The organism is Arsenophonus nasoniae DSM 15247, from assembly GCF_000429565.1.
GTDB lineage: Bacteria > Pseudomonadota > Gammaproteobacteria > Enterobacterales > Enterobacteriaceae > Arsenophonus > Arsenophonus nasoniae.
The window spans coordinates 1-20,072 of record NZ_AUCC01000056.1 but is presented as its reverse complement, the minus strand read 5'-3'; the positions used below and the strand labels follow the sequence as shown (position 1 = coordinate 20,072).

21 protein-coding genes and 5 pseudogenes are annotated in these 20,072 nt (G+C 40.9%); 13 read left to right on the top strand and 13 right to left on the bottom strand.

The features are described 5' to 3' along the window. The 7 genes and pseudogenes from G468_RS25370 to fliR all read left to right on the top strand — a co-directional run. Nucleotides 1-148: pseudogene (locus G468_RS25370) on the top strand (IS91 family transposase); the annotation flags it as partial. A 166-nt stretch (nucleotides 149-314) separates the two neighbouring features. Beyond that, nucleotides 315-962 (top strand): annotated as a pseudogene (locus G468_RS20705) (FliM/FliN family flagellar motor switch protein); the annotation flags it as partial. Beyond that, nucleotides 959-1,378: a flagellar motor switch protein FliN gene (fliN, locus tag G468_RS0111620; RefSeq protein ID WP_026823272.1), complete on the top strand. Its 420-nt coding sequence runs from the start codon at nucleotides 959-961 to the stop codon at nucleotides 1,376-1,378. The pseudogene G468_RS20705 and the gene fliN, both read left to right, overlap by 4 nt. 3 nt (nucleotides 1,379-1,381) lie before the next feature. Then, on the top strand, nucleotides 1,382-1,831 hold the full coding sequence (gene fliO / locus G468_RS20700) for a flagellar biosynthetic protein FliO (protein WP_051297066.1): 450 nt from the start codon (nucleotides 1,382-1,384) through the stop codon (nucleotides 1,829-1,831). Continuing rightward, nucleotides 1,824-2,561 (top strand): flagellar type III secretion system pore protein FliP, encoded by a 738-nt coding sequence (gene fliP, locus G468_RS0111610; protein ID WP_026823271.1) that lies wholly within the window; start codon nucleotides 1,824-1,826, stop codon nucleotides 2,559-2,561. The genes fliO and fliP overlap by 8 nt, the downstream gene beginning before the upstream one ends. An 8-nt stretch (nucleotides 2,562-2,569) precedes the next feature. Then, nucleotides 2,570-2,839, top strand: a complete 270-nt coding sequence (gene fliQ / locus G468_RS0111605) for a flagellar biosynthesis protein FliQ (protein ID WP_026823270.1) — start codon at nucleotides 2,570-2,572, stop codon at nucleotides 2,837-2,839. A 2-nt stretch (nucleotides 2,840-2,841) separates the two neighbouring features. Next, nucleotides 2,842-3,627 carry a flagellar biosynthetic protein FliR gene (gene fliR, locus G468_RS0111600; RefSeq protein ID WP_026823269.1) on the top strand — a complete coding sequence of 262 codons (786 nt, stop codon included), beginning with the start codon at nucleotides 2,842-2,844 and terminating at the stop codon, nucleotides 3,625-3,627. A gap of 149 nt (nucleotides 3,628-3,776) precedes the next feature. On the opposite strand, the gene G468_RS0111595 is transcribed toward fliR, so the two are convergent. The 12 genes and pseudogenes from G468_RS0111595 to flgB all read right to left on the bottom strand — a co-directional run bounded on the left by G468_RS0111595 (nucleotide 3,777) and on the right by flgB (nucleotide 14,970). Further along, entirely contained in the window at nucleotides 3,777-4,550 is a 774-nt protein-coding gene (locus tag G468_RS0111595; protein WP_051297065.1) for a transporter substrate-binding domain-containing protein, read from the bottom strand. A gap of 450 nt (nucleotides 4,551-5,000) precedes the next feature. Beyond that, on the bottom strand, nucleotides 5,001-5,939 hold the full coding sequence (gene flgL, locus G468_RS0111590) for a flagellar hook-associated protein FlgL (RefSeq protein WP_026823267.1): 939 nt from the start codon (nucleotides 5,937-5,939) through the stop codon (nucleotides 5,001-5,003). 25 nt (nucleotides 5,940-5,964) lie between these two features. After that, the gene (flgK, locus tag G468_RS0111585) at nucleotides 5,965-7,602 is read right to left on the bottom strand and encodes a flagellar hook-associated protein FlgK (RefSeq protein ID WP_026823266.1); all 1,638 of its coding nucleotides are present in this window, start codon (nucleotides 7,600-7,602) and stop codon (nucleotides 5,965-5,967) included. A gap of 106 nt (nucleotides 7,603-7,708) precedes the next feature. Then, nucleotides 7,709-8,635, bottom strand: coding sequence for a flagellar assembly peptidoglycan hydrolase FlgJ (gene flgJ / locus G468_RS0111580; protein ID WP_210409102.1), 927 nt, complete (start codon nucleotides 8,633-8,635; stop codon nucleotides 7,709-7,711). After that, nucleotides 8,632-9,765, bottom strand: coding sequence for a flagellar basal body P-ring protein FlgI (locus G468_RS0111575; RefSeq protein WP_210409115.1), 1,134 nt, complete (start codon nucleotides 9,763-9,765; stop codon nucleotides 8,632-8,634). The genes flgJ and G468_RS0111575 overlap by 4 nt, the downstream gene beginning before the upstream one ends. Beyond that, the gene (locus tag G468_RS0111570) at nucleotides 9,766-10,410 is read right to left on the bottom strand and encodes a flagellar basal body L-ring protein FlgH (RefSeq protein ID WP_406929871.1); all 645 of its coding nucleotides are present in this window, start codon (nucleotides 10,408-10,410) and stop codon (nucleotides 9,766-9,768) included. A gap of 163 nt (nucleotides 10,411-10,573) precedes the next feature. Next, a complete protein-coding gene (gene flgG / locus G468_RS0111565; RefSeq protein WP_026823262.1) occupies nucleotides 10,574-11,356 on the bottom strand; it encodes a flagellar basal-body rod protein FlgG in 783 nt (260 codons plus the stop codon). 23 nt (nucleotides 11,357-11,379) lie between these two features. Next, nucleotides 11,380-12,126 (bottom strand): flagellar basal body rod protein FlgF, encoded by a 747-nt coding sequence (locus tag G468_RS0111560; RefSeq protein WP_026823261.1) that lies wholly within the window; start codon nucleotides 12,124-12,126, stop codon nucleotides 11,380-11,382. Between the two features lie 14 nt (nucleotides 12,127-12,140). After that, a pseudogene (flgE, locus tag G468_RS20695) lies at nucleotides 12,141-13,376 on the bottom strand (flagellar hook protein FlgE). A gap of 31 nt (nucleotides 13,377-13,407) precedes the next feature. Next, nucleotides 13,408-14,129 (bottom strand): annotated as a pseudogene (locus G468_RS25210) (flagellar hook assembly protein FlgD). 12 nt (nucleotides 14,130-14,141) lie between these two features. Next, nucleotides 14,142-14,546, bottom strand: coding sequence for a flagellar basal body rod protein FlgC (flgC, locus tag G468_RS0111545; RefSeq protein WP_026823260.1), 405 nt, complete (start codon nucleotides 14,544-14,546; stop codon nucleotides 14,142-14,144). Between the two features lie 16 nt (nucleotides 14,547-14,562). Next, nucleotides 14,563-14,970, bottom strand: coding sequence for a flagellar basal body rod protein FlgB (flgB, locus tag G468_RS0111540; RefSeq protein ID WP_026823259.1), 408 nt, complete (start codon nucleotides 14,968-14,970; stop codon nucleotides 14,563-14,565). A gap of 195 nt (nucleotides 14,971-15,165) precedes the next feature. Here flgB and flgA point away from each other — a divergent pair, with 195 nt between their 5' ends. From flgA to G468_RS0111525, 3 genes are all read left to right on the top strand, one after another. Beyond that, nucleotides 15,166-15,840: a flagellar basal body P-ring formation chaperone FlgA gene (gene flgA / locus G468_RS0111535; protein ID WP_026823258.1), complete on the top strand. Its 675-nt coding sequence runs from the start codon at nucleotides 15,166-15,168 to the stop codon at nucleotides 15,838-15,840. Nucleotides 15,841-15,940: 100 nt separating this feature from the next. After that, a complete protein-coding gene (gene flgM / locus G468_RS0111530) occupies nucleotides 15,941-16,234 on the top strand; it encodes a flagellar biosynthesis anti-sigma factor FlgM (RefSeq protein ID WP_026823257.1) in 294 nt (97 codons plus the stop codon). A gap of 4 nt (nucleotides 16,235-16,238) precedes the next feature. Continuing rightward, complete coding sequence (locus tag G468_RS0111525; RefSeq protein WP_034249838.1) at nucleotides 16,239-16,682, top strand: flagella synthesis protein FlgN; 444 nt, start codon at nucleotides 16,239-16,241, stop codon at nucleotides 16,680-16,682. Nucleotides 16,683-16,936: 254 nt separating this feature from the next. Here the strand turns inward: G468_RS0111525 and G468_RS20685 are convergent. Continuing rightward, nucleotides 16,937-17,981, bottom strand: a pseudogene (locus G468_RS20685) (FHIPEP family type III secretion protein); the annotation flags it as partial. 339 nt (nucleotides 17,982-18,320) lie between these two features. On the opposite strand from G468_RS20685, the gene G468_RS0111510 reads away from it, so the two are divergent. The 3 genes from G468_RS0111510 to G468_RS25365 form a co-directional block, all read left to right on the top strand. Continuing rightward, nucleotides 18,321-18,683, top strand: coding sequence for a GtrA family protein (locus G468_RS0111510; protein ID WP_026823253.1), 363 nt, complete (start codon nucleotides 18,321-18,323; stop codon nucleotides 18,681-18,683). Next, a complete protein-coding gene (locus tag G468_RS0111505) occupies nucleotides 18,683-19,609 on the top strand; it encodes a glycosyltransferase family 2 protein (protein WP_026823252.1) in 927 nt (308 codons plus the stop codon). Before G468_RS0111510 ends, G468_RS0111505 begins: the two co-directional genes overlap by 1 nt. Further along, nucleotides 19,599-20,072 (top strand): glucosyltransferase domain-containing protein (locus G468_RS25365; RefSeq protein WP_211229667.1); only part of this gene is annotated, 474 nt, incomplete at its 3' end. The genes G468_RS0111505 and G468_RS25365, both read left to right, overlap by 11 nt.

Genomic DNA, 20,072 nt, shown 5'->3' with positions numbered 1-20,072 from the left:
GAAAGGATTTCTGCGTACCGATCCGTACAAATGTATTCTGTGTGGCGACAGGCTGCTTTTCACCGGGGCGCAAATGGGTAAAAAAGCAACGGAATTGTTGTCAGAAAGACTGCATAACCTGGAGAAAAAGCGATGGTTACGCAGCTAAACGCAGGATCAATGTGTCTAAAATAAGGAAATCAGGTTAGAAATTACACTCTCTGAGGAAATGTTAACTGGCACTAAACACAATAAATCGATCCCCATCTCCTTTTTGCAATAAGGGATGGCTTTTGCTACTCACTTTAAAAGCGATTCAATTTCCTAACCATGAACCCAATTTAGTCTATATTGCGGTCGATAATTTATTTGGCGGCGACGGTAGGTTTCCCACCCCGGTAGATGGACGTGAATTTACCCATACCGAACAGCGTATTATTAATAAAATGATGAAATTGGCGCTTGATGCCTATAGTGATGCCTGGGAAAGTATTTTCAAAATCCAGGCAGAATATGTTCGTTCTGAAATTCAGGTAAAATTTACCAATATCACTTCCTCGCCTAACGATATCGTTATTACCACGCCCTTTTTGGTGGAAATTGGCAATATGATTGGGGAATTTAGCATTTGTATCCCTTTTGCCATGATCGAACCGCTACGCGAAAGATTAATCAATCCGCCGGTAGAAAATGTTAAACAAGATGAAGGCGTCTGGATGGAAGGCTTGGTTAATCAAGTTAAATATTCCGAATTGGAATTAATCGCTAACCTGATTGAACACCCAACACGGCTCTCTAGGATCCTGAAACTGCAAAAAGGGGATGTCATTCCTGTCGAAAAACCGGAACGCCTTATGGTTCATGTCGATGGCGTTCCCGTACTGACCAGTAAATACGGAACATTAAATGGGCAGTATGCCCTGCGCGTCGAACATCTTATTAACCCAGTTTTAAACGCTCTGGAAGAGGAACAAAAACCATGAGTGACACTAAAGATTTTACTGAAAATCAAGCTAAAACCTCGGCTGAGGATATCTGGGCAGAGACTATCGCTCAGCAATCGAAACCGCCTAAACCAACCGATAATGGACCGGAGATCTTTGATAATTTGGAAATGCAAGATATCGAAAATCAATTTTCAGATATCAATATGATCATGGATATTCCGGTTAAACTGACGGTTGAACTAGGTCGCACCAAAATGACCATTAAAAAGCTATTAAATTTAACCCAAGGCTCAGTGGTTTCACTGGATGGTCTGGCCGGTGAACCGTTAGACATTTTGATCAACGGTTATCTGATCGCACAAGGCGAAGTGGTGGTGGTTTCTGATAAATATGGTATTCGGATCACCGATATTATTACCCCTTCAGAACGCATGCGTCGGTTGAGTCGATAGATTATGCCAGCTTATTCTTCTTTTCTAATTGCTGGAGCGGCAGATAATGCTACTCCTGTATTAAAAGGGGGCATAACCACTAATAGCCCCTCCCTACTTTCAGGCAGTAGCATGTTAACTGAAATGAGTAGCTCGCTATTACTGATTATTGGCGGTTTATTGGTGACTTTATGGTTAGTACGCCGTTTTTTACCCAAACGCTATCTGACCACTCGCTCAAGCGCAATTAAGGTAACGGATAATTACTCACTCGGTAATAAAGCCAAAATTACGATTATTGAAGTTGAAGGACAGGCACTGGTGCTCGGTGTCACCGAAGAAAACATAACCTTATTGCATAAAATGCCGGCCAAAACCGAACCGAATGAACAACAGCAGTCAACTTCTGTTCCACCCTCTTTTGGTCAATTCATGAAGACATGCTCAGTAAAAAGTAGAAACCATGATGCGTAGACTGCTATTTTTATTATCCAACACGTTATTTTGGCTGCCATTGCACGCTTATGCCGCTATTCCTGCGATTACTAGCCAACCCTTAGCCAATGGCGGCCAAAGTTGGTCATTACCAGTACAGACACTTATTTTTATTACCGCTCTCGGTTTTATCCCTGCGTTGTTGCTGATGACAACCAGTTTTACTCGTATCATTATCGTACTGGGTTTATTGCGTAATGCGTTAGGCACTCCGACTGCCCCACCTAATCAAATTTTATTAGGCTTAGCGCTATTTATGACTTTTTTTGTCATGTCACCGGTATTTGATAAAATTTATCAAAATGCCTATTTACCCTTTAGTGAAGAAAAAATTACCATTGAAGTGGATTTATCAGAAGGTGCCAAACCCTTACGTCAATTTATGTTACAACAAACCCGTCAACCTGATTTAGCACTGTTTGCCCGTTTAGCCAATGATAGTGAGTATCAAACCCAAGCTGATGTTCCGATGCGTATTTTAGTACCAGCATTTATTACCAGTGAACTGAAAACGGCTTTTCAAATTGGTTTTATGCTATTTATTCCTTTCCTGATTATCGATCTCGTGGTTGCCAGTGTCTTAATGGCGCTGGGCATGATGATGGTTCCGCCTGCTACCGTTGCGATGCCTTTTAAATTAATGCTGTTTGTTTTGGTTGATGGTTGGCAATTAATTTTAGGCTCATTAGCGCAAAGTTTTTTTAATTAGGAGTAAAAATGACACCGGAAACAGTGATGGGGCTTGGTATTGATGGTATGAAAGTGGCATTAGCATTAGCAGCACCCCTGTTGTTGGCAGCGTTAATCAGTGGTTTAATTATTAGTTTATTGCAAGCAGCCACGCAAATTAATGAGATGACCCTCTCTTTCATTCCTAAAATTATCGCTGTTTTTATTACTGCGGTAGTAGCCGGCCCGTGGATGTTACAACTATTTATCGAGTATACCCGTCAATTAATAACGCAATTACCGCAACTTATTGGTTAATGATGATCACTTTTAGCACCGATTTTTTTTATACCTATATTAACCAATTTTTTTGGCCATTTGTGCGGGTATTAGCTTTATTTAGTATTGCCCCTTTTTTTGGTGAAAAACAGATCCCTAAAAAAAGCAAAATTGCGTTAGCCTTACTGATCACTATTTTAATCTCTGCGGCAATACCACTACCACAAATCCCGCTTTTTTCCGTTATCGGATGTTGGATCTTGATACAACAAGTTTTAATCGGCTTATTAATGGGACTGACGATGCAAATCGCCTTTGCCATCGTTCGTTATGCGGGAGAAGTATTAGGCATGCAGATGGGGCTCTCTTTCGCCTTATTTGTTGATCCAGCGGCCGGCCCCAATATGCCAATTATTGCGCGTTTTTTTAATCTATTATTGTTATTACTGTTTTTATCTTTCGATATTCATCTTTGGTTATTGTCCCTATTGGCAGATAGCTTTCAGCTTATTCCAATCCAATCAATATCATTAAATAGCCAAAGTTTTATATTAGTAGCTCAAACGGCGGGAATTATTTTTTATTATGGTTTACTATTAGCACTACCTATTTTAACCTTACTATTAATTATTAATATCAGTTTGGGGATCTTAAATAGAATGACCCCCCAACTTTCAATTTTTGTTGTCGGCTTCCCACTGACACTTTTAATTGGTATTTACCTATTACCTCTTTTAACCACTATCATTACCAAATATGCTGAGAAGATATTTAACGATATTCTGAGTCAATTAAGTTTGATACTGCTTACATTAGCGGGAAAGTAATATTTTTCTAAACACTTTTTTTTCCTATCGTATTAACTTTTAAATTGTTCGTCTACTGCCAAATAAATCTATAATATTATGGGTTATTTTTGTGCTAACTGAATAATAAGTTAATAAAATATTTACCTATCAGCAGAGCAGCTAATCATTTATTTCGGTATTGCTATCCATTCAGACACAATATTGCGATAAACACCGGTCTTTTTATTTAAATGTATCCATTGATCGACATAAAGTTTCCAGCTCATATCATCACGCGGTAGCATATAAGCTTTCTCAATATATTGTAGTGGTCTCTTTGGATTAAGTGCACATAACTTAGTTGGGTAATGCTTTTGTTGATAAAGCGCTTCTGATGCATCAGTCACCATAACATCAAATTTTTTATCAATAATTTGCTGGAATATCGCCGCATTATCATGCGTCAATTGCAACTGGGCATTAGGTAAATAGCGATGGGCAAAAGCCTCATTGGTACCACCAAAGGGTGCAATCAAACGTACCGTCGGTTTATTGAGTTGTTCAATCGTTTGATATTTCGCTTTATCGTCACAACGGACTAATGGAATTTTACCATCAACCGCGAGCGGCGCAGACAACCAGGTCGCTTGCTGACGTTTTAAGGTAACCGAAATTCCCCCAACCGCAATATCACACTGTTTGCTGTGAAAATCTGTCATTAATGTATTCCAGGTCGTTTTCTGCCATTTAACTTTAGCCCCCAGACTCGCAGCTAAATTTTCCATCATGGTAACATCAATGCCTTCATATTGACCATTCTGAAGTAAATGAGTATAAGGCCTATAATCACCTGTTGCGCAAACCGTTAAGGTTTTGCTTTTCATTACTCGGTCAAGATGAGACTGCGCCTGTGCCGCTGCGCTTAAGAAAACCAGGCTGACTACTGTCAATTTCTTCATCATGCTTGTTCCTTTTTATCCCAGGAAATTGTTTATCTAAACAAAAGCTAGCTAAACAAGATTACCCTCAATTACGAAATGAAAAATAGCAAAATTTATTCAATCTTACTATTTTTTCAACATTATGAAACTGTTATTTTTTGATATTACGTTATACTTTTTGACGTTATATTATATATAGTAACTTGATCGGTAATTCAATAGATATTAATCGTATTCTATTTTCCTGCAATAATATTGAATCGATATTTAATATAACGAATTAACTATTATTGAATAATAAAAATAATTTTCCAGCTATTAATTAAAATAAATAAGATATAAATAAAAAATAGAATAGAAGAAAAAAAATAAAAAACCAGGAGAAAGTCATCCCCTGGTAAAAATTTCATTTTATTTATCGGTTTATTTTGCCGTTTATTTTATAATCTAAAAATGCATTAACAAAATGATTCAGCGCAATAAGTTAAATAAAGATAAATCTTTCATTTGAGCAAATAAACTATAAGAAGCCTGCAATATCGCCTCTTCCTGATAATATTCCGCTATCTCAGCAGCCATATCAGTATTCGTCAATTGGCTTTGCCGCTCTTTCAGTAGCAATGAAACATCTTCACTACGACTATTTAATTGTTCTACTTCCTTTAGTTGCGAGCCAAGTTGACTGCTAATTGTGGAAAGGCTTTTCATGGTATTTTGCAAATCACTATGTGCACTATCGATATTGGCTGCCAATATACTTTGTGCCTGAGGATTTGCTGATTGATAAGGCGTTTTTAGCGTATTAATTGCAAGATCCAACGACTGAAAAATATCGCCGCCAGTTGCAGTCTGCAAAACTTGCTGAGCTGTGAAATTTACCGTCACTTCACGATCAGCATCAATATGCTGCTTAATGGCATCTTGGCTACCTTGATAATTAACCACGCCATTAGTCCCTACCACTAACGGCACAGTATCGGTTTTATAGCCGGCAAACAGATAACTACCTGAACTATCTTTACTATTGGCTAAGCCCACTAACTCAGATTTTAAACTTTCCAGCTCTGTGGCATACGCTTGTCGAGCATCTTCGCTCATGATCGATTGATTAGAGACTGCCACAAAAGTTTGCTTAATACGGCGCGACAGATCTTCCATTTTCTCAACTACCTGCAACTGTGATTGCATCTGATGCTGAGAAAAATTACGCGCCGTTTTATATTGTGCCAAACGGGTTTGTGTTTGATTAATCTGTAAATTTTCTGCTGCCGCGGCTGGATCATCGGCGGATTGTAATAGCCGTTTTCCGGTCGTTATACGCTGATATTTATCTGCCAGTTGTGACTGAGAATACATCATGCTATTTGTTTTCTGATAATGCATAAATTGGCTACTTAAACGTGTTGTCATCACTATTTCCTTATTAATCTTGTTATCAGAAAATACGCATCAAAGTTTCAAACAAGCTATTGGCCGTCTGAATTACCTTGGCGTTTGACATATAAAATTCTTGCATGCGGCTCATTTCAAGATATTCCTCATCAAGATTGACACCGGAAACTGATTGTTGCTTCTGCAAATAACTCTTGGTGATCACTGATTGGGCGGTAAAATCAGCTTTTGCCTGATTGGCTTTCGACGCAACATCACCGGCAACCGCAGTATAAGCTTTGCTAAGCGTAGACGTTCCATTAACCAACTTTTTATCTTGTAATGCCAATAGATTCTTAATATTGGTATTATCTGCTTGTCCAGTACCCGCCTGGCTGGCAGCGGCAATACCTGCGGGATTTGTTATCGCAACCGATAAGCCACTAATAACTTCATCAACGGATTTGATAATAAACTTGTCACCTGCTTGCGGCGCTGAAGTTGGGGCAATTTCCATGCCATCAAAAGTTAATTTTTTACCGTGATTAGCCGTGGCTGCTGTGCTAGTAACATTTACCGACGCCCCAGTTGACTGTTGAGTAACTACCCAGTTATTGCCATCAAACATCATGGCATAATCAATGCCTTTAACTTGGGTAGCATCAGTAAATTGAGTAGCAAAACTACTGGTTCCCTGATTTTGATTATGGGAAATGATGCTCGGTTTGCCAGTCTGAAACAGTGCTTGACCAGCATTGCCCTGCAAATCAAACCCGGCCTGCTGAACCTGATTGATACTCTCGGTCAGTATTAAACCCAGCTGATTAATTTTTTGCCGATTTGGCTGGAGTACTTCATCACGTACCGCCAATGCTCCGGCTAATTCCCCGCCAGTTATTGACCTAGTATCAATTTCTCGTGGCGGATTAATGCCATCATCATAAGCCAATGTGATTTGAGCGGGATCAGCAGCCGAGGATATAGCCGTAATTTTGTTGGCTTTAGTACCATTAACTAAGGATAAGCCATTAGCAAGATTAATATTGATAGTATCATCTTGGCGAATAACACTAATGCCAGCCACCGTTGATAGTTCACGTGTTAATTGATCACGTCGATCTAACATCTCGTTTGGCACATAGCCTTGTAGACCTTTGATTTTTGTCATTTCACCGTTTAGTTTGGCCACTTGTTGCGCCAGTTGCGAAACTTTATCGGCCATCTGGCCAATATTGCCATTAAGCCGTTGTTCCATTGTGTTAAATTGTTGCTCAACGGATTTAAAGCGACTAATCATGGCTTGAGCTTTATTAATAACCTCAGTGCGCAAGGGCGCAGAAGCGGCATCGGTTGACAAGGTTTGCAAACTAGTAAAAAATTCTGTCATCGATGAGGCTAAATCGGTATCAGAAGCCGACATCAACTTATCTAGCTCTAGGGCAAATTCGGCATAAATTTTCCGCTCACCTTGTTCGGTTACCGCTTTGTTATAATGCGCATTGATAAACTCATCATATTCGCGTTGAATACCACTCACTTTGACACCATTTATATTATTATTGCTGCCATCGGTAGCCAATGTGGTGGTTTGCCGGTGATAACTCTCGACTTTAGAATTGGCAATATTACTACCAATGGTTGATAACGCAGTTTGCGCTACTTTCAAGCCGCTCATTGCGGTATTCATTAAACTGCTGGACATAGTCAGTTCCCTAATAAATTCGGATACTGCCGGTTAACCGACAGTAAGATAGTCGTTTTACGCAATAAAACATCGGCCAAAACCAGCAAAACTTAAGTAATGCGCCTCAAAAAAGATCGCTTAGATCATGTTGATAGATTTGCTTTACCTGCGAAGTGGTATTTTTCAACTGTTGAATCAGTTGGATCAGTTTTTTCGCATAACCCGGATCGGTGGCATAACCGGCCGCTTGTAAGGCAATTGCTGCCTGCTCAGGTGTGTTGGCGGCGGCGACTTTAGCATAACGTTTACTTTGGGTTAACAAATTAACATAGTCAGTGACTGCCTCAAAATAGGAGGGATAAACCCGAAAATCGTCGCGTATTTTCACGGCCTTACCATCAATATACTCGGTAGTAACAATATTGGTCACTTTACCGCGCCAATTTTTACCTGCCTTAATACCAAATAAGTTATGACTGGGGGTGCCTTCGGCTGTCAAAATTTGACGCTGTCCCCATCCTGATTCTAACGCCGCTTGAGCGACTATCAGTAAATGGGGAATACCACTATTTTCACTGGCAATTCTGGCAGGGATAAACAATTTGGCCAGAAAACTAGCGCCATTTTCTGATATATACTTGAGCGCACCGGCCGCTTCTTCTGGTACAAAACGGCGAAAAGCGCTTACAAACTGTCTGGGGAGATCAGTATTCAGTAATGGCGCCGGCTTAATATCCTCGGGCTCATTCTGATGCCGGCTTAACTGTTCCACCATCAGATCCGCAAATCCCAAGCTTTTACGCGACAGATCTTGAGCTAATTGTTGATCATAAAGTGCAGTATAGAGACGGCTTTGTTCACTACTCAGTAATCCTTCTTGCGGCAAGGCAGAGCGCATACTTTTTAGCATCATCTGCACAAAAACACTTTCTAATTGTTCAGCGACCTGGCGCAGCCCCTGTTGGGGCTGCTGGCTTACTTGATTCTTTAAGGCATTTAATGATCTGGCGTCATAAGCGGCACCCACCATGGTGGAAAGATCTTTCATCAAATGATCTCCAATTTAGCCCGCAAACAACCGGCACTTTCCATTGCCTGTAAAATTGACATTAGGTCGGTTGGTGTCGCACCTAAGGCATTTAACGCACGGATCACTTCATTTAAATTAGCACTGGCATTGACTTTATGTAAGCCATCATGTTTTTCATTCAAGCTGATATCGGTGTTACGTGTCACCACCGTCTTACCACCGGCAAAAGGGGTATCAGGCTGACTAACATTAACCCGACGATCAACCGTGATTGAAAGCCCACCTTGGGAAATAGCGCAATTATCTAACATCACACTGCGATTCATGACTACCGAACCGGTACGCGCATTTAAAATAATTTTTGCATCAATCGGCACTGATTTAATATTGATATTCTGAATTTGCGCCAAAAAACGCACTTGTTCACTTTGGCTAGCCGGCAATCTGAGTTCAACCGTTCGGGCATCCAATGGTGTTGCAGTACCAAAACCTTTAATCCGATTCACGGCATCGGAAATGGTCTGTGCCAGCGAAAAATTTTCTTCATTCAACTGTAAGTTAAGCGTGTTAATTTTACCAAATTGACTAGCCAGTTCACGTTCAATTACCGCGCCGGCACTAATCCGTCCACCGGCCAATTGATTAACCTTGATACTACTACCACCAGCACTGGCACCTGCTCCCCCCACCACAATATTGCCTTGGGCAACCGCATACACCTGATTATCAGCGCCTTTTAATGGCGTCATTAAAAGGGTGCCACCACGTAAACTTTTTGCATTGCCTAATGAAGAGACAACGACATCAATCGTTTGTCCGGCACGGCCAAAAGGGGGCAATTTGGCCGTGATCATCACCGCCGCCACATTTTTTAACTGCATATTGGTACCTGGTGGTACAGTGATGCCTAATTGAGAGAGCATATTACTCATACTCTGGGTGGTAAATGGCGTTTGTGAAGTTTGATCACCCGTCCCATCCAAACCGACCACCAAACCGTAGCCAATCAGGGCATTTTCTCGCACTCCCTCAATACTCGTCAGATCACGAATACGTTCTGCTGGTACCATGCTCGAACATAACAATAACATTGGTAATGGTAACCACAATAGTAACTTACCTAACAATGAATCAACCATAAGCTTCCTCAGTTAGAATGGCGAAATATTTAACAAAATACGCTGCAACCAGCCCATATTTTGCGCTTCGTTAATATATCCATCACCCACATACTCAATACGTGCATCCGCAACCTGGGTTGAATTCACAGTATTACTACCGCTAATCGTTCTTGGATTAACCACACCAGAGAAACGGATATATTCGGTGCCCTGATTAATCGCGATCTGTTTTTCACCCACTACCTGTAAGTTACCGTTTGCCAGTAATTTAGTGACTGTGACCGTTATTGTTCCTTTGAAGGTATTATTGGCATTGGCGCCACCTTTGCCACCAAACTCATTTTCCCCTTCCATGTCAAACTGTAACTTATCAACTCCCACCAGTTTATTTAACACCTGCGGTGTGGCCCCGGCTGAAAAACCGCTTTTTCCTTTACGACTGGCATTGGCGGACGAATTTTTACTGGCACTAACATTTTCTTGTAAAATGATGGTCAATGTATCGCCGACATGGCGGGGACGTCGATCTTCAAATAGCGGCTGATAACTGTAATTAACCGGTTGACTGGCTTGATAAATTGAACCAGTTACCTTAAGGTCTGGCCTTTCTGCCGGTTCAACCGTTGTCGGACCCGAGACCAATGGCTTTTTCGGTATATAAGCACAGCCCGACATTATTACTGCCAAGCAGATAATGCCAAACCGCCATCGATTTCCCTCTCGCGGGGAAAACGGCCTAAAAATAAGCGCAGCCAAACTGGCGATGCTTTTTTTATTCATGTTAAAAACTCTTGTATGTTCACCATCACAATGGATTGCGACTGTGATGGTAGCTGAATTAAAGCTGCATTAATCGCTGTAACATTTGATCAGAAGTGGACACCGCTTTACTATTAATCTCATAAGCACGTTGCGTCTGGATCATGCTGACTAACTCTTCAGCCACATTGACATTCGATGTCTCAACATAACCTTGATAAAGTAAACCCGCCCCATTAACACCCGGTGCCGTTTCAACCGGTACGCCTGAACTATTGGTTTCCAAATAAAGATTTTCACCAATACTCTCCAGACCGGTTTCATTAACAAATGTGGTTAATGCTAATTGGCCAACTTGCTGTGGTTCAGAATTACCTGGTATGACAACACTAACAATACCATCATGACTGATGGTAACTTTAAGGGCTGTTTCTGGCAGAACAATGGGCGGTACAACAGCAAAACCACCAGCAGTAACCCGTTGATTATTTTGATCAACCTGAAAAGCACCATCACGGGTGTAAGCGTCAGTGCCATCAGGCAATTGAATATGGAAAAATCCCTGGCCTTTAATAGCAACATCTGTACTACCATTCGTCTGCGATAAATTACCCTGACTATGTAATCGTTGTGTCGCAATAGGACGAACGCCGGTTCCTAGTTGTAATCCCGAAGGTGATAGGGTCTGTTCCGACGTTAGCGATCCAGGTTGACGTAACGTTTGATACATCAGATCTTGAAACACTGCTCGCCCGCGCTTAAACCCATTGGTGCTGACGTTAGCCAGGTTATTAGAAATGACATCCATGTTAGTTTGTTGAGCATCAAGCCCAGTTTTGGCAATCCATAAAGAACGGATCATTATTTGTTTTCTCCCTTAATAACTTAACTAATGGCTAACAGTTGATTAGCACGTTGGGCGTTATCATTAGCACTATGAATAACTTTCATTTGCATTTCGAAAGTGCGTGCATTGGCTATCATGTCCACCATCGCTTGTGCCGGATTGACATTACTGCCCTCTAATACTCCCGACAGTAATTTGACACTATTATCCATCACTAAAGGTTGGGCATTAGGTTCGGCAAGATGAAATAACCCCTCTTCACCACGTACCAACTGTTGCGCTGAGGGTTTCACCCGTTTGATCTGACCAACCTGACCTAATTGGGTGGGCGGAGCTGTTGGGATATAACCGGTAATAATGCCATCTTCAGCAATCGTCAGTTGCGCCTGCGGCGGAACCATAATTTCGCCACCATCGCCCATTAATGGGCGATTTTGGATCATTAATTCACCATTAGCTGAAATTTGTATATTGCCATTGCGGGTGTAAGCTTCCCGGCCATCAGCTAATTGCACCGCTAAATACCCCCCATCACTCAGCGTCACATCCAATGAACGGGCGGTATAGTTCATCGCACCAGCACGCTGATCCGTGCCTGGTGTTGAAGCAATGGTGAGTGTGCGGGTCTGGTGCCCTACAGAGCCTTCAATCGGTACAAAACGCGAAGCTGCTAACTGGGCTTTAAAACCGTTGGTTGAAACATTAGCCAAATTATTGGTGATCACCGATTGGGTTTCCAATGCATGACGCGCACCATTCATGGCGGTATAAATGACATGATCCATCTAATCATCCACCATTAACGTAGATTAACCAAAGTTTGCAACATTTGATCTTGGGTTTTAATGGTTTGGGCATTAGATTGATAATTGCGTTGCGCCAGGATCATGGTCACCAATTCCTGTCCCATATCGACATTAGAGGCTTCTAAGGCATTGGCGGTTAACTTTCCGAGAATACCGGTGCCGGCAGTGCCAATAATTGGCGCACCAGAACTGCCAGTTTCTGACCAAACATTATTACCTTTCGCCACTAAGCCACCTGGATTGGCGAAATTGGCCAATATTACCTGACCAACTAATTGCTGTTGACCATTAGCATAAGAAGCTCGAATTGAACCATCTTCTTCAAAACTGAAGCCAGTAAATTGCCCAGCCTGATAACCATTTTTCTCTAAACGAGAAATATCTTAACTCGCTAAGCGTTGTTGGCGTGAGTCAGCAAAATTAAAATTAATCGTACTGGCCGCACCACCGTTATGGGCGGCTAAGTTAAAGTTAAAATTAGCGGCACTTGTTAGCTGACCATTTTGATTAAAAGAGAGGGTGTGGCTTGGTGCACCTGGTGCTGCCTGGCTAGGATCAACCACATAGATATCCCATTGTGTATTTGCTGCACCCGCAGCGCCAGGGCGCTTAGCAAAATAGACATTGAGTGCCCGCTCATTACCTAAACTATCAAAGGCTGTCACGCTGGAACTATAACTATAAGTTTTGTTATCAGTTGGATTAAACACAGTCGCACCTGTCGCTGCAATGGCTGCCTGACCCGAATCTAAATTAGCCGTCATCCGAATATCATCGGTCGCTCTGGCGTTCATCATATCCGTTTGGATAGTGATTGGAGTTGGCAATGCACCTTTCTGAATGGTCGGCACACCATTTAACATCGCCACCGGATAACCAGTGACCACCATCCCTTGCGGGTTAACTAATTGGCCTTTAGCATCTTTGCCAAACTGACCGTTACGGCTGTAGAAAATATCACCATTGGTATCTTGTAGACGAAAAAAGCCACCACCAGAAATCGCCAAATCCGTTGCCCGATTAGTTTTGGTGATCGAACCATCATTAAAATTTTGTTGGATACCCGCCAGTTTTACCCCTAAGCCAATACCTGAACCAGCGTAGACATCAGCAAAGGAAGCTGAAGCACTTTTAAAACCAAAAGTCGCCGAATTGGCAATATTGTTACCGATGACATCCAGGTGGCTGGATGCCACATTTAATCCACTAATTGCTTGTGAAAAGGCCATATGCCCTCCATATTCATTTTTATCTATTCAATTACAGAACCTGACGGATTTCGTCCAATGAAACACTGTTACCTAAACCAACATCCAGTAATACACCCTCCGCGCCATTAGTAACGCCATTGACCAAAGCGTAATTTAATGATTTGACATGCACCTGGCCTTGAGCAGTAGTTGCCGTGACAGTAAACTGATAACTACCAACCGGTAATGGATTGCCATCATTATCTTTGCCATCCCAACTAGCGTGATAAACATCCGGTTTAAACCCTTGTTCATGCTCCATTGTTTTGACAATTCGACCCGTTTTATCGCTAATGGTGACTATGACTTTGTCTGCTGGACGGATTAATTCAAAACCAAATGGGGTAAAAAAGGTTTCATTGGTGCCAGACGCAGTTGCCTGAGCATTTTTTTTTCATATAGGGTGATTTTATTACCTGCTATCATCACGCCCTGGCCAACTAATTTGGTCGCATTTAACGCCTGGCTGGCATGCAGTTGACCAGTTAAACCACTCACCGTTTCATTCAGTTTTTCCACGCCCTGCACGGTACTGATTTGGGCTAACTGGGTGGTCAGTTCATTGTTTTGCATCGGGTTGGTCGGATCTTGATTTTTCATCTGGGTCAGTAATAGCGTCAGAAAATTATTCTGAATATCGTCACTGCCTTTTTTCTTAATATTTTGCTGTGAAGCCGGAGCACCGACTCTGGAGTTGTCCAGTGATTCATTAATTGAATTTACAACGCCCATTTATCTTCCTTTCTATTGGCCTAAGGTTAATGTTTTTTGCATTAACGATTTAGTTGTATTCATCACTTCGATATTGGCTTGGTAACTGCGCGAAGCAGAAATGGGATTGATCATCTCGGCAGTGACATCGACATTAGGTTTACGAATATAGCCGCGTTGATCTGCTAATGGATGAGCAGGCTGATACTCAAGGCGAAAAGGCGACGGATCGTCGACTACCTGAGCAACACTAACGCCACCAATACCATTAGCTGAAAGCTCAGAAACAGAAAAGACCACTTGTTTAGCACGGTAAGGTTCACCATTAGGACCAGTAACACTATCAGCGTTAGCCATATTGCTGGCGCTGACATTTAAACGTTGAGATTGGGCAGAGAGCGCAGAGCTGCTAATTTCAAAAATTGAAAATAGTGACATCATCTATTCCTTATATTTATTGCATAACCGCCATCATGCTTTTTATCTGTCCATTTAAAATCGACAGATCAGTTTGATATTTAACGCTGTTATCAGCGAAATGACTGCGCTCCATATCCATATCGACGGTATTTCCATCCATAGCCACTTGATGTGGAACACGATAAAGTAGATCGGCGGTCAGTGAATTTGCTGGCTGCACCGCAATGTGGTTGACGGATGTAACCGTCATGGACAACTGTTTATCGGTGACTGAATTTGCCATAAGATTTTTTTCTAATTGGGCACTAAAATCGATATCACGTGCCTGGTAGCCCGGGGTATCAGCATGGGCAATATTGGCCGATAAAATAGCCTGGCGCTGATGCCTTAGTGACAGTGCCTGTTGCTGAAAACTCAGCGTTGCATCAAGTTTATCGAGCATAACTTTCCTCAGTTAACGATCTAGGAACCTATTTTTTGCTCCCATTTTTAGGGCAGTAGCTTATACGCAGAAAAAAAAGTCAAAGGCGGGAAAAAACGATTATTAATGGTTTATTTATGCCATTATGGCCGAAATAATGCTCTACACTGCGGGTGATGAAAATAATGGCCAGCGAAATAATAGTTATGAAATAAAATGAAGAGGAAATTTGTGGTTAATCGAATAATTGTATCATTATTACTCTTTGTACCTGTTATCACTAATGCATCAGCTACATTGCAGACCGCACTTCAGGACTATTTTAACCAACAGTATCTGAAGCAAGATAAAGTGAATATTAAAATTCTTACCCCCTCAGAACATTTATCTGTCTGTAATCAATTACAAATTAAACCTGCCCCTTCCCAACAGCACTGGGGAAAATTAACCCTACCGCTGATTTGTGACGATAAAACCTATTATCTGCGCTTAGCCGTTAGCGTTGAAGGGAATTATTGGGTAGCTAATCAGCCAATAAAACGTCATTCGGTCATTAATCAGCACAATGTCGTGGCTAAACGTGGTCTGCTAGAAAAATTACCACGTGGTATTATTCGTGATATTCATGCCTACATAAATAGTGTTAGTTTACGTGATATTGCTGCCGGACAACCAATTAGCCAAAATATGTTGCGCCGTGCTTGGGTTATTCAGGCCGGTAAGCATGTCACTGTTTATGCCCAAGGTCGCCATTTTCAAGTGAAATATGAGGGCAAAGCGATTAATAATGCCGCCGAAAATGAGTCTGTCCGGCTCAAAATGCCAACAGGACAAATTATCACCGCTATTGCACAAAAAGAGGGTTATGCGAAAATTACGCTAAAAAATTAAAGTTTTTGGTCGCTAAGCCGTTATATCACCTATAGAACAGGATAGTGAACATGAATAATGGCTATCACACTTAACCCGATTAAATAACAGGATGTAACTGATGAGCATTGAAAAAACGACACCGCTCAGTGGTATAACGGCGCTTTCGCACCATGAAGAGCCACAGCCACAACAAAAAAAAGTAAAACAATCAGCCACTAGCGAGCAAAAAGATCCCATCTTTACATTAAGTCTGAGTGGGGCAGCAGAAAAACTATTACAAGCAAACAACAAAGATATTCGTGAGCAAAAAGTTGAGCAGATTCGGCAAAAAATTGAACACGGCGAGTTAACCACTGATGCAGAAAAAATTGCGGATGTGCTGATTAAATTAAATACCAGCCAATGTGATTAAATTGATGACGCAAGAAACACTACAGGAGATCCTCATTGAGCAACTTTCCCAGGTAGAAACGCTCAATGAGTTACTCCACATTGAATATCAACTGCTTAATGCTGGCAAAGTTGATTTACTGCGCTTAAATGAAGTGACAGAAAAAAAACAGTATTGGTTGACTGCATTACGCCATAGTGAACAAAAACGCATCACGAGTAGCGAACAGTGCGGTTCTGCCCCGCCCTATCAACAAGATACAACGCTAGCAACCATCTGGCAGAAAATTGAACCCCAAATTAAGCAGCTTTATCAGCGTAATCGTCAAAATGGGCTGATCCTCAAGCAACATATGCCGCTCAATCAGGAGCAATTGGGCTTCCTTAAAAAACGTCATAGCCCTGCCCTGTATGGTGAGCATGGTCAGACAGAAAATATCGTCGCCAGCGGTTACCAGGTCAAAATATAATCCTCAGGCATTGCATGCCAATGCCTTATTCACTCCCAATAAATAAATTAAGATAAATAGCTCTGCTTGACCGTTGAGGATCACTGCAATAGATCGATTCCTTTTTTGCTAACCAATGCTAACCGCATAGGGAGGCAATAAACCCCGTTACCTTTTGCTTTATTTAGTCGGTTAATATTTTATGCAAGAGAATTTTATCGCTGGCAATGAACGCTTTTGCCACACAAAAGTGACTAAAGCGTTCATCGTTAATGTTAACTGGCCGGTTGGCCAATAAAAGAGGTTAAACGAATTTTTCGCTCATCGCTGATTTCAAGACTGGAAACTACAGCAAGCTGCGGTAAGGCTCGGCGTAAAAAGCGTGACATTAAAGGGCGTAAGCTATGATTGACAATTAACACCTGTGGTGCACCCATTAAACTTTGATTATTGAGCGCTTCAATTGCCTGTTGCTCAATATTACCCGCCAGGCCCGGCTCTAATCCACCACCCGATTGCAGTGCCTGGAGCAAAACCCGTTCAAGGCTAATATCAAGACCAATAGCCTGGATCTCTTCTTTATCACCAAACCAGTGCTGGGTAATCGCTCTGGCTAACGCAATGCGTACCAAACTGGTCAGTTCCGTCACCTCTTTTTGTTCAGCGGCATGCTCAGCTAACGTTTCGATAATGGTGTGCATATCACGGATCGGCACCTGCTCACTTAATAAGTTTTGTAATACTTTATGAAATAGGGTCAAATTGATCACATCAGGCATCAGATCCTGAGTCAGTTTCGGTAACTCTTTACTGATCCGTTCATAAAGCTGCTGAGCTTCCTGCCGACCAAATAACTCATGAGCAAATCGACTTAACAAATGGTTAAAATGGGTCGCAATCACCGTACTGGCTGCCACCACCGTATAACCTTGCACTTGAGCCTGTTCGCGTAATGCTTCATCGATCCAAATCGCTGGTAAACCAAAAGCGGGCTCTTGGGTAACATCACCGGTTAATTCTCCTATCGCACCACCTGGATTGATCGCTAACCAACGCCCTGGATAGCCTCTCCTCGACCAATTTTTCTACCCCTTTCATTAAAATACGATAAGCTTCTGGTTTAAGCGCCATATTATCGCGAATATGTAACACCGGCGGTAAATAACCCATCTCTTTAGCAAATTTTTTGCGGATACCGCCGATCCGATTAAGTAGTTCACCGTTTTGTCCCTGATCAACCATCGGGATCAGACGGTAACCAATCTCCATCCCTAATGGATCTTCCGGTTGAACATCATCCCAACTAACCTCTACCGCTTGATAACGTTGCTCAATATTTTGTTGTTGTTCTGCATCTATTACCGGCTTAGCTGATTATGTAAAATAAATTATATTAATATCAATTATTTATAAAAATATAGCTCATTTAATATACACATTTATACGCGAAAACAAGCGATTTCACTCACTATAAATCAATTACTTACGGCTTATAGTGAGTGTATTTTTTGCGGAAATGTCGCTATCCCAACACCAGGGAAAACCAACCAGCCAAAGAGCTGGTTTTTTTATTATCTAAGATTTACTGTGATTATTTACAGTAAATTATCGCCTTACTTATATGGTAAACTTTATAATAAAATTTAAGCATAGATAAATATTGTGACACATTTCACTAAATACTTTTCAATTGGAATTATCAATACGCTTATCCATTGGATTATATTTGCTATTATTATTTCTATAACAGATATTCCACAGGCTTATGCTAATTTGATGGCTTTCTTAGTATCTGTGACGTTCTCTTTTTTTGCTAACGCAAAATTTACATTTAAGAAAGAAGCAACAAGTGGTAAGTACACTGTTTTCACTAGTTTTATGGGAATGATGAGTTACCTGATAGGATGTTTCTCGGATAAATTAAATATTCATCCTGTTATCACAATACTCACATTTTCAGCCATTAGTCTTATTTTAGGTTTCTTATATTCAAAATTTGTTGTATTTAAAGGTATTGAATAATGAAAATTTCATTAATTGTCCCTGTATTTAATGAAGAAGAGGCTATCCCCATTTTCTACAAAAAAGTTGGGGAATGCGAGGGATTAAAAAAATACGATGTTGAAATAATTTTTATTAATGACGGGAGTAATGATGCAACAGAAGTTATTATCAACGGATTGGCAATTAATGACAACTTGGTTGTACCTTTGAGCTTTACCCGTAATTTTGGAAAAGAACCCGCGCTTTTTGCTGGCTTAGATCATGCTACAGGTAAGGCAATAATTCCTATTGATGTTGACCTTCAAGATCCAATAGAAGTTATCCCTCAATTAATAGAAAAATGGAAAAAAGGTGCTGATGTCGTTTTAGCAAAAAGAACAGACCGTCTTACGGATGGATGGTTGAAGCGTAAAACAGCGGAATGGTTTTACACATTACACAACAAAATCAGCAATCCAAAAATTGAAGAAAATGTGGGGGATTTCCGTTTGATGTCAAGAGAAATCGTCGACAATATTAAACAGCTTCCTGAACGCAATCTATTTATGAAAGGCATACTTTCATGGGTTGGTGGTAATATTGATATAATCGAATATACTCGCTCTGAACGAGTGGCGGGTGAATCAAAATTTAATGGCTGGAAGCTATGGAATCTGGCACTTGAAGGCATTACTAGTTTTTCTACCTTTCCTCTCCGTGTATGGACGTATATTGGCTTTTTTGTCGCTACACTGTCATTTATTTACGGTGGATGGATGATAATAGATAAGCTGATATGGGATAATCCCGTGCCAGGCTATCCGTCACTATTAGTATCAATACTATTTCTTGGTGGTGTTCAGCTTATAGGAATTGGCGTTTTAGGTGAGTATATAGGCCGTATATATACCGAAAGCAAACAAAGACCAAAATACTTACTTAAAGGGAGAAAAGATGATTTATGATAGAAAGTGCTTTCTGGTCAGCTTAGGCATAATCGGACTCACAGTATTCCCACTGCTTATTTCAAATATCTATTATCTGGATGATTTATATCGGGTAGTATGGGGGTTTACTGGTTGGGATGGTGATGGGCGACCGTTTTCTCAGTTTTTTTATCGCATATTAATTTTACGTAGCCATATGCTTCCTGATCTGTTTCCTGCTCCCCTAATACTATCGATTGTATTTTTATGCTTTGTATTCTCTTTACTATCAGAAAAATTCGGGAATAGGAAAAGCATTCTGTTTGCACTCTGTATATGCTCTTTGATACTAAACCCACTCTTCAATGCTAATCTGCATTTCAGATATGATTCATCATTCATGGTGTTATCTATAGCATTTGCATTATTGCCTTTCTGTGTTTTATCAAAGAATAAAATAATTTCATTTTTCCTTTCATGTTTATTTATTACTTTATCCTTG

Coding starts and splice junctions, on each gene's coding strand:
- fliN (WP_026823272.1), top strand. CDS start 959: ATGAGTGACACTAAAGATTTTACTGAAAATCAAGCTAAAACCTCGGCT.
- fliO (WP_051297066.1), top strand. CDS start 1,382: ATGCCAGCTTATTCTTCTTTTCTAATTGCTGGAGCGGCAGATAATGCT.
- fliP (WP_026823271.1), top strand. CDS start 1,824: ATGCGTAGACTGCTATTTTTATTATCCAACACGTTATTTTGGCTGCCA.
- fliQ (WP_026823270.1), top strand. CDS start 2,570: ATGACACCGGAAACAGTGATGGGGCTTGGTATTGATGGTATGAAAGTG.
- fliR (WP_026823269.1), top strand. CDS start 2,842: ATGATCACTTTTAGCACCGATTTTTTTTATACCTATATTAACCAATTT.
- G468_RS0111595 (WP_051297065.1), bottom strand. CDS start 4,550: ATGATGAAGAAATTGACAGTAGTCAGCCTGGTTTTCTTAAGCGCAGCG.
- flgL (WP_026823267.1), bottom strand. CDS start 5,939: ATGACAACACGTTTAAGTAGCCAATTTATGCATTATCAGAAAACAAAT.
- flgK (WP_026823266.1), bottom strand. CDS start 7,602: ATGTCCAGCAGTTTAATGAATACCGCAATGAGCGGCTTGAAAGTAGCG.
- G468_RS0111570 (WP_406929871.1), bottom strand. CDS start 10,410: ATGTCGGGCTGTGCTTATATACCGAAAAAGCCATTGGTCTCGGGTCCG.
- flgG (WP_026823262.1), bottom strand. CDS start 11,356: ATGATCCGTTCTTTATGGATTGCCAAAACTGGGCTTGATGCTCAACAA.
- G468_RS0111560 (WP_026823261.1), bottom strand. CDS start 12,126: ATGGATCATGTCATTTATACCGCCATGAATGGTGCGCGTCATGCATTG.
- flgC (WP_026823260.1), bottom strand. CDS start 14,546: ATGTCACTATTTTCAATTTTTGAAATTAGCAGCTCTGCGCTCTCTGCC.
- flgB (WP_026823259.1), bottom strand. CDS start 14,970: ATGCTCGATAAACTTGATGCAACGCTGAGTTTTCAGCAACAGGCACTG.
- flgA (WP_026823258.1), top strand. CDS start 15,166: ATGAAGAGGAAATTTGTGGTTAATCGAATAATTGTATCATTATTACTC.
- flgM (WP_026823257.1), top strand. CDS start 15,941: ATGAGCATTGAAAAAACGACACCGCTCAGTGGTATAACGGCGCTTTCG.
- G468_RS0111525 (WP_034249838.1), top strand. CDS start 16,239: ATGACGCAAGAAACACTACAGGAGATCCTCATTGAGCAACTTTCCCAG.
- G468_RS0111505 (WP_026823252.1), top strand. CDS start 18,683: ATGAAAATTTCATTAATTGTCCCTGTATTTAATGAAGAAGAGGCTATC.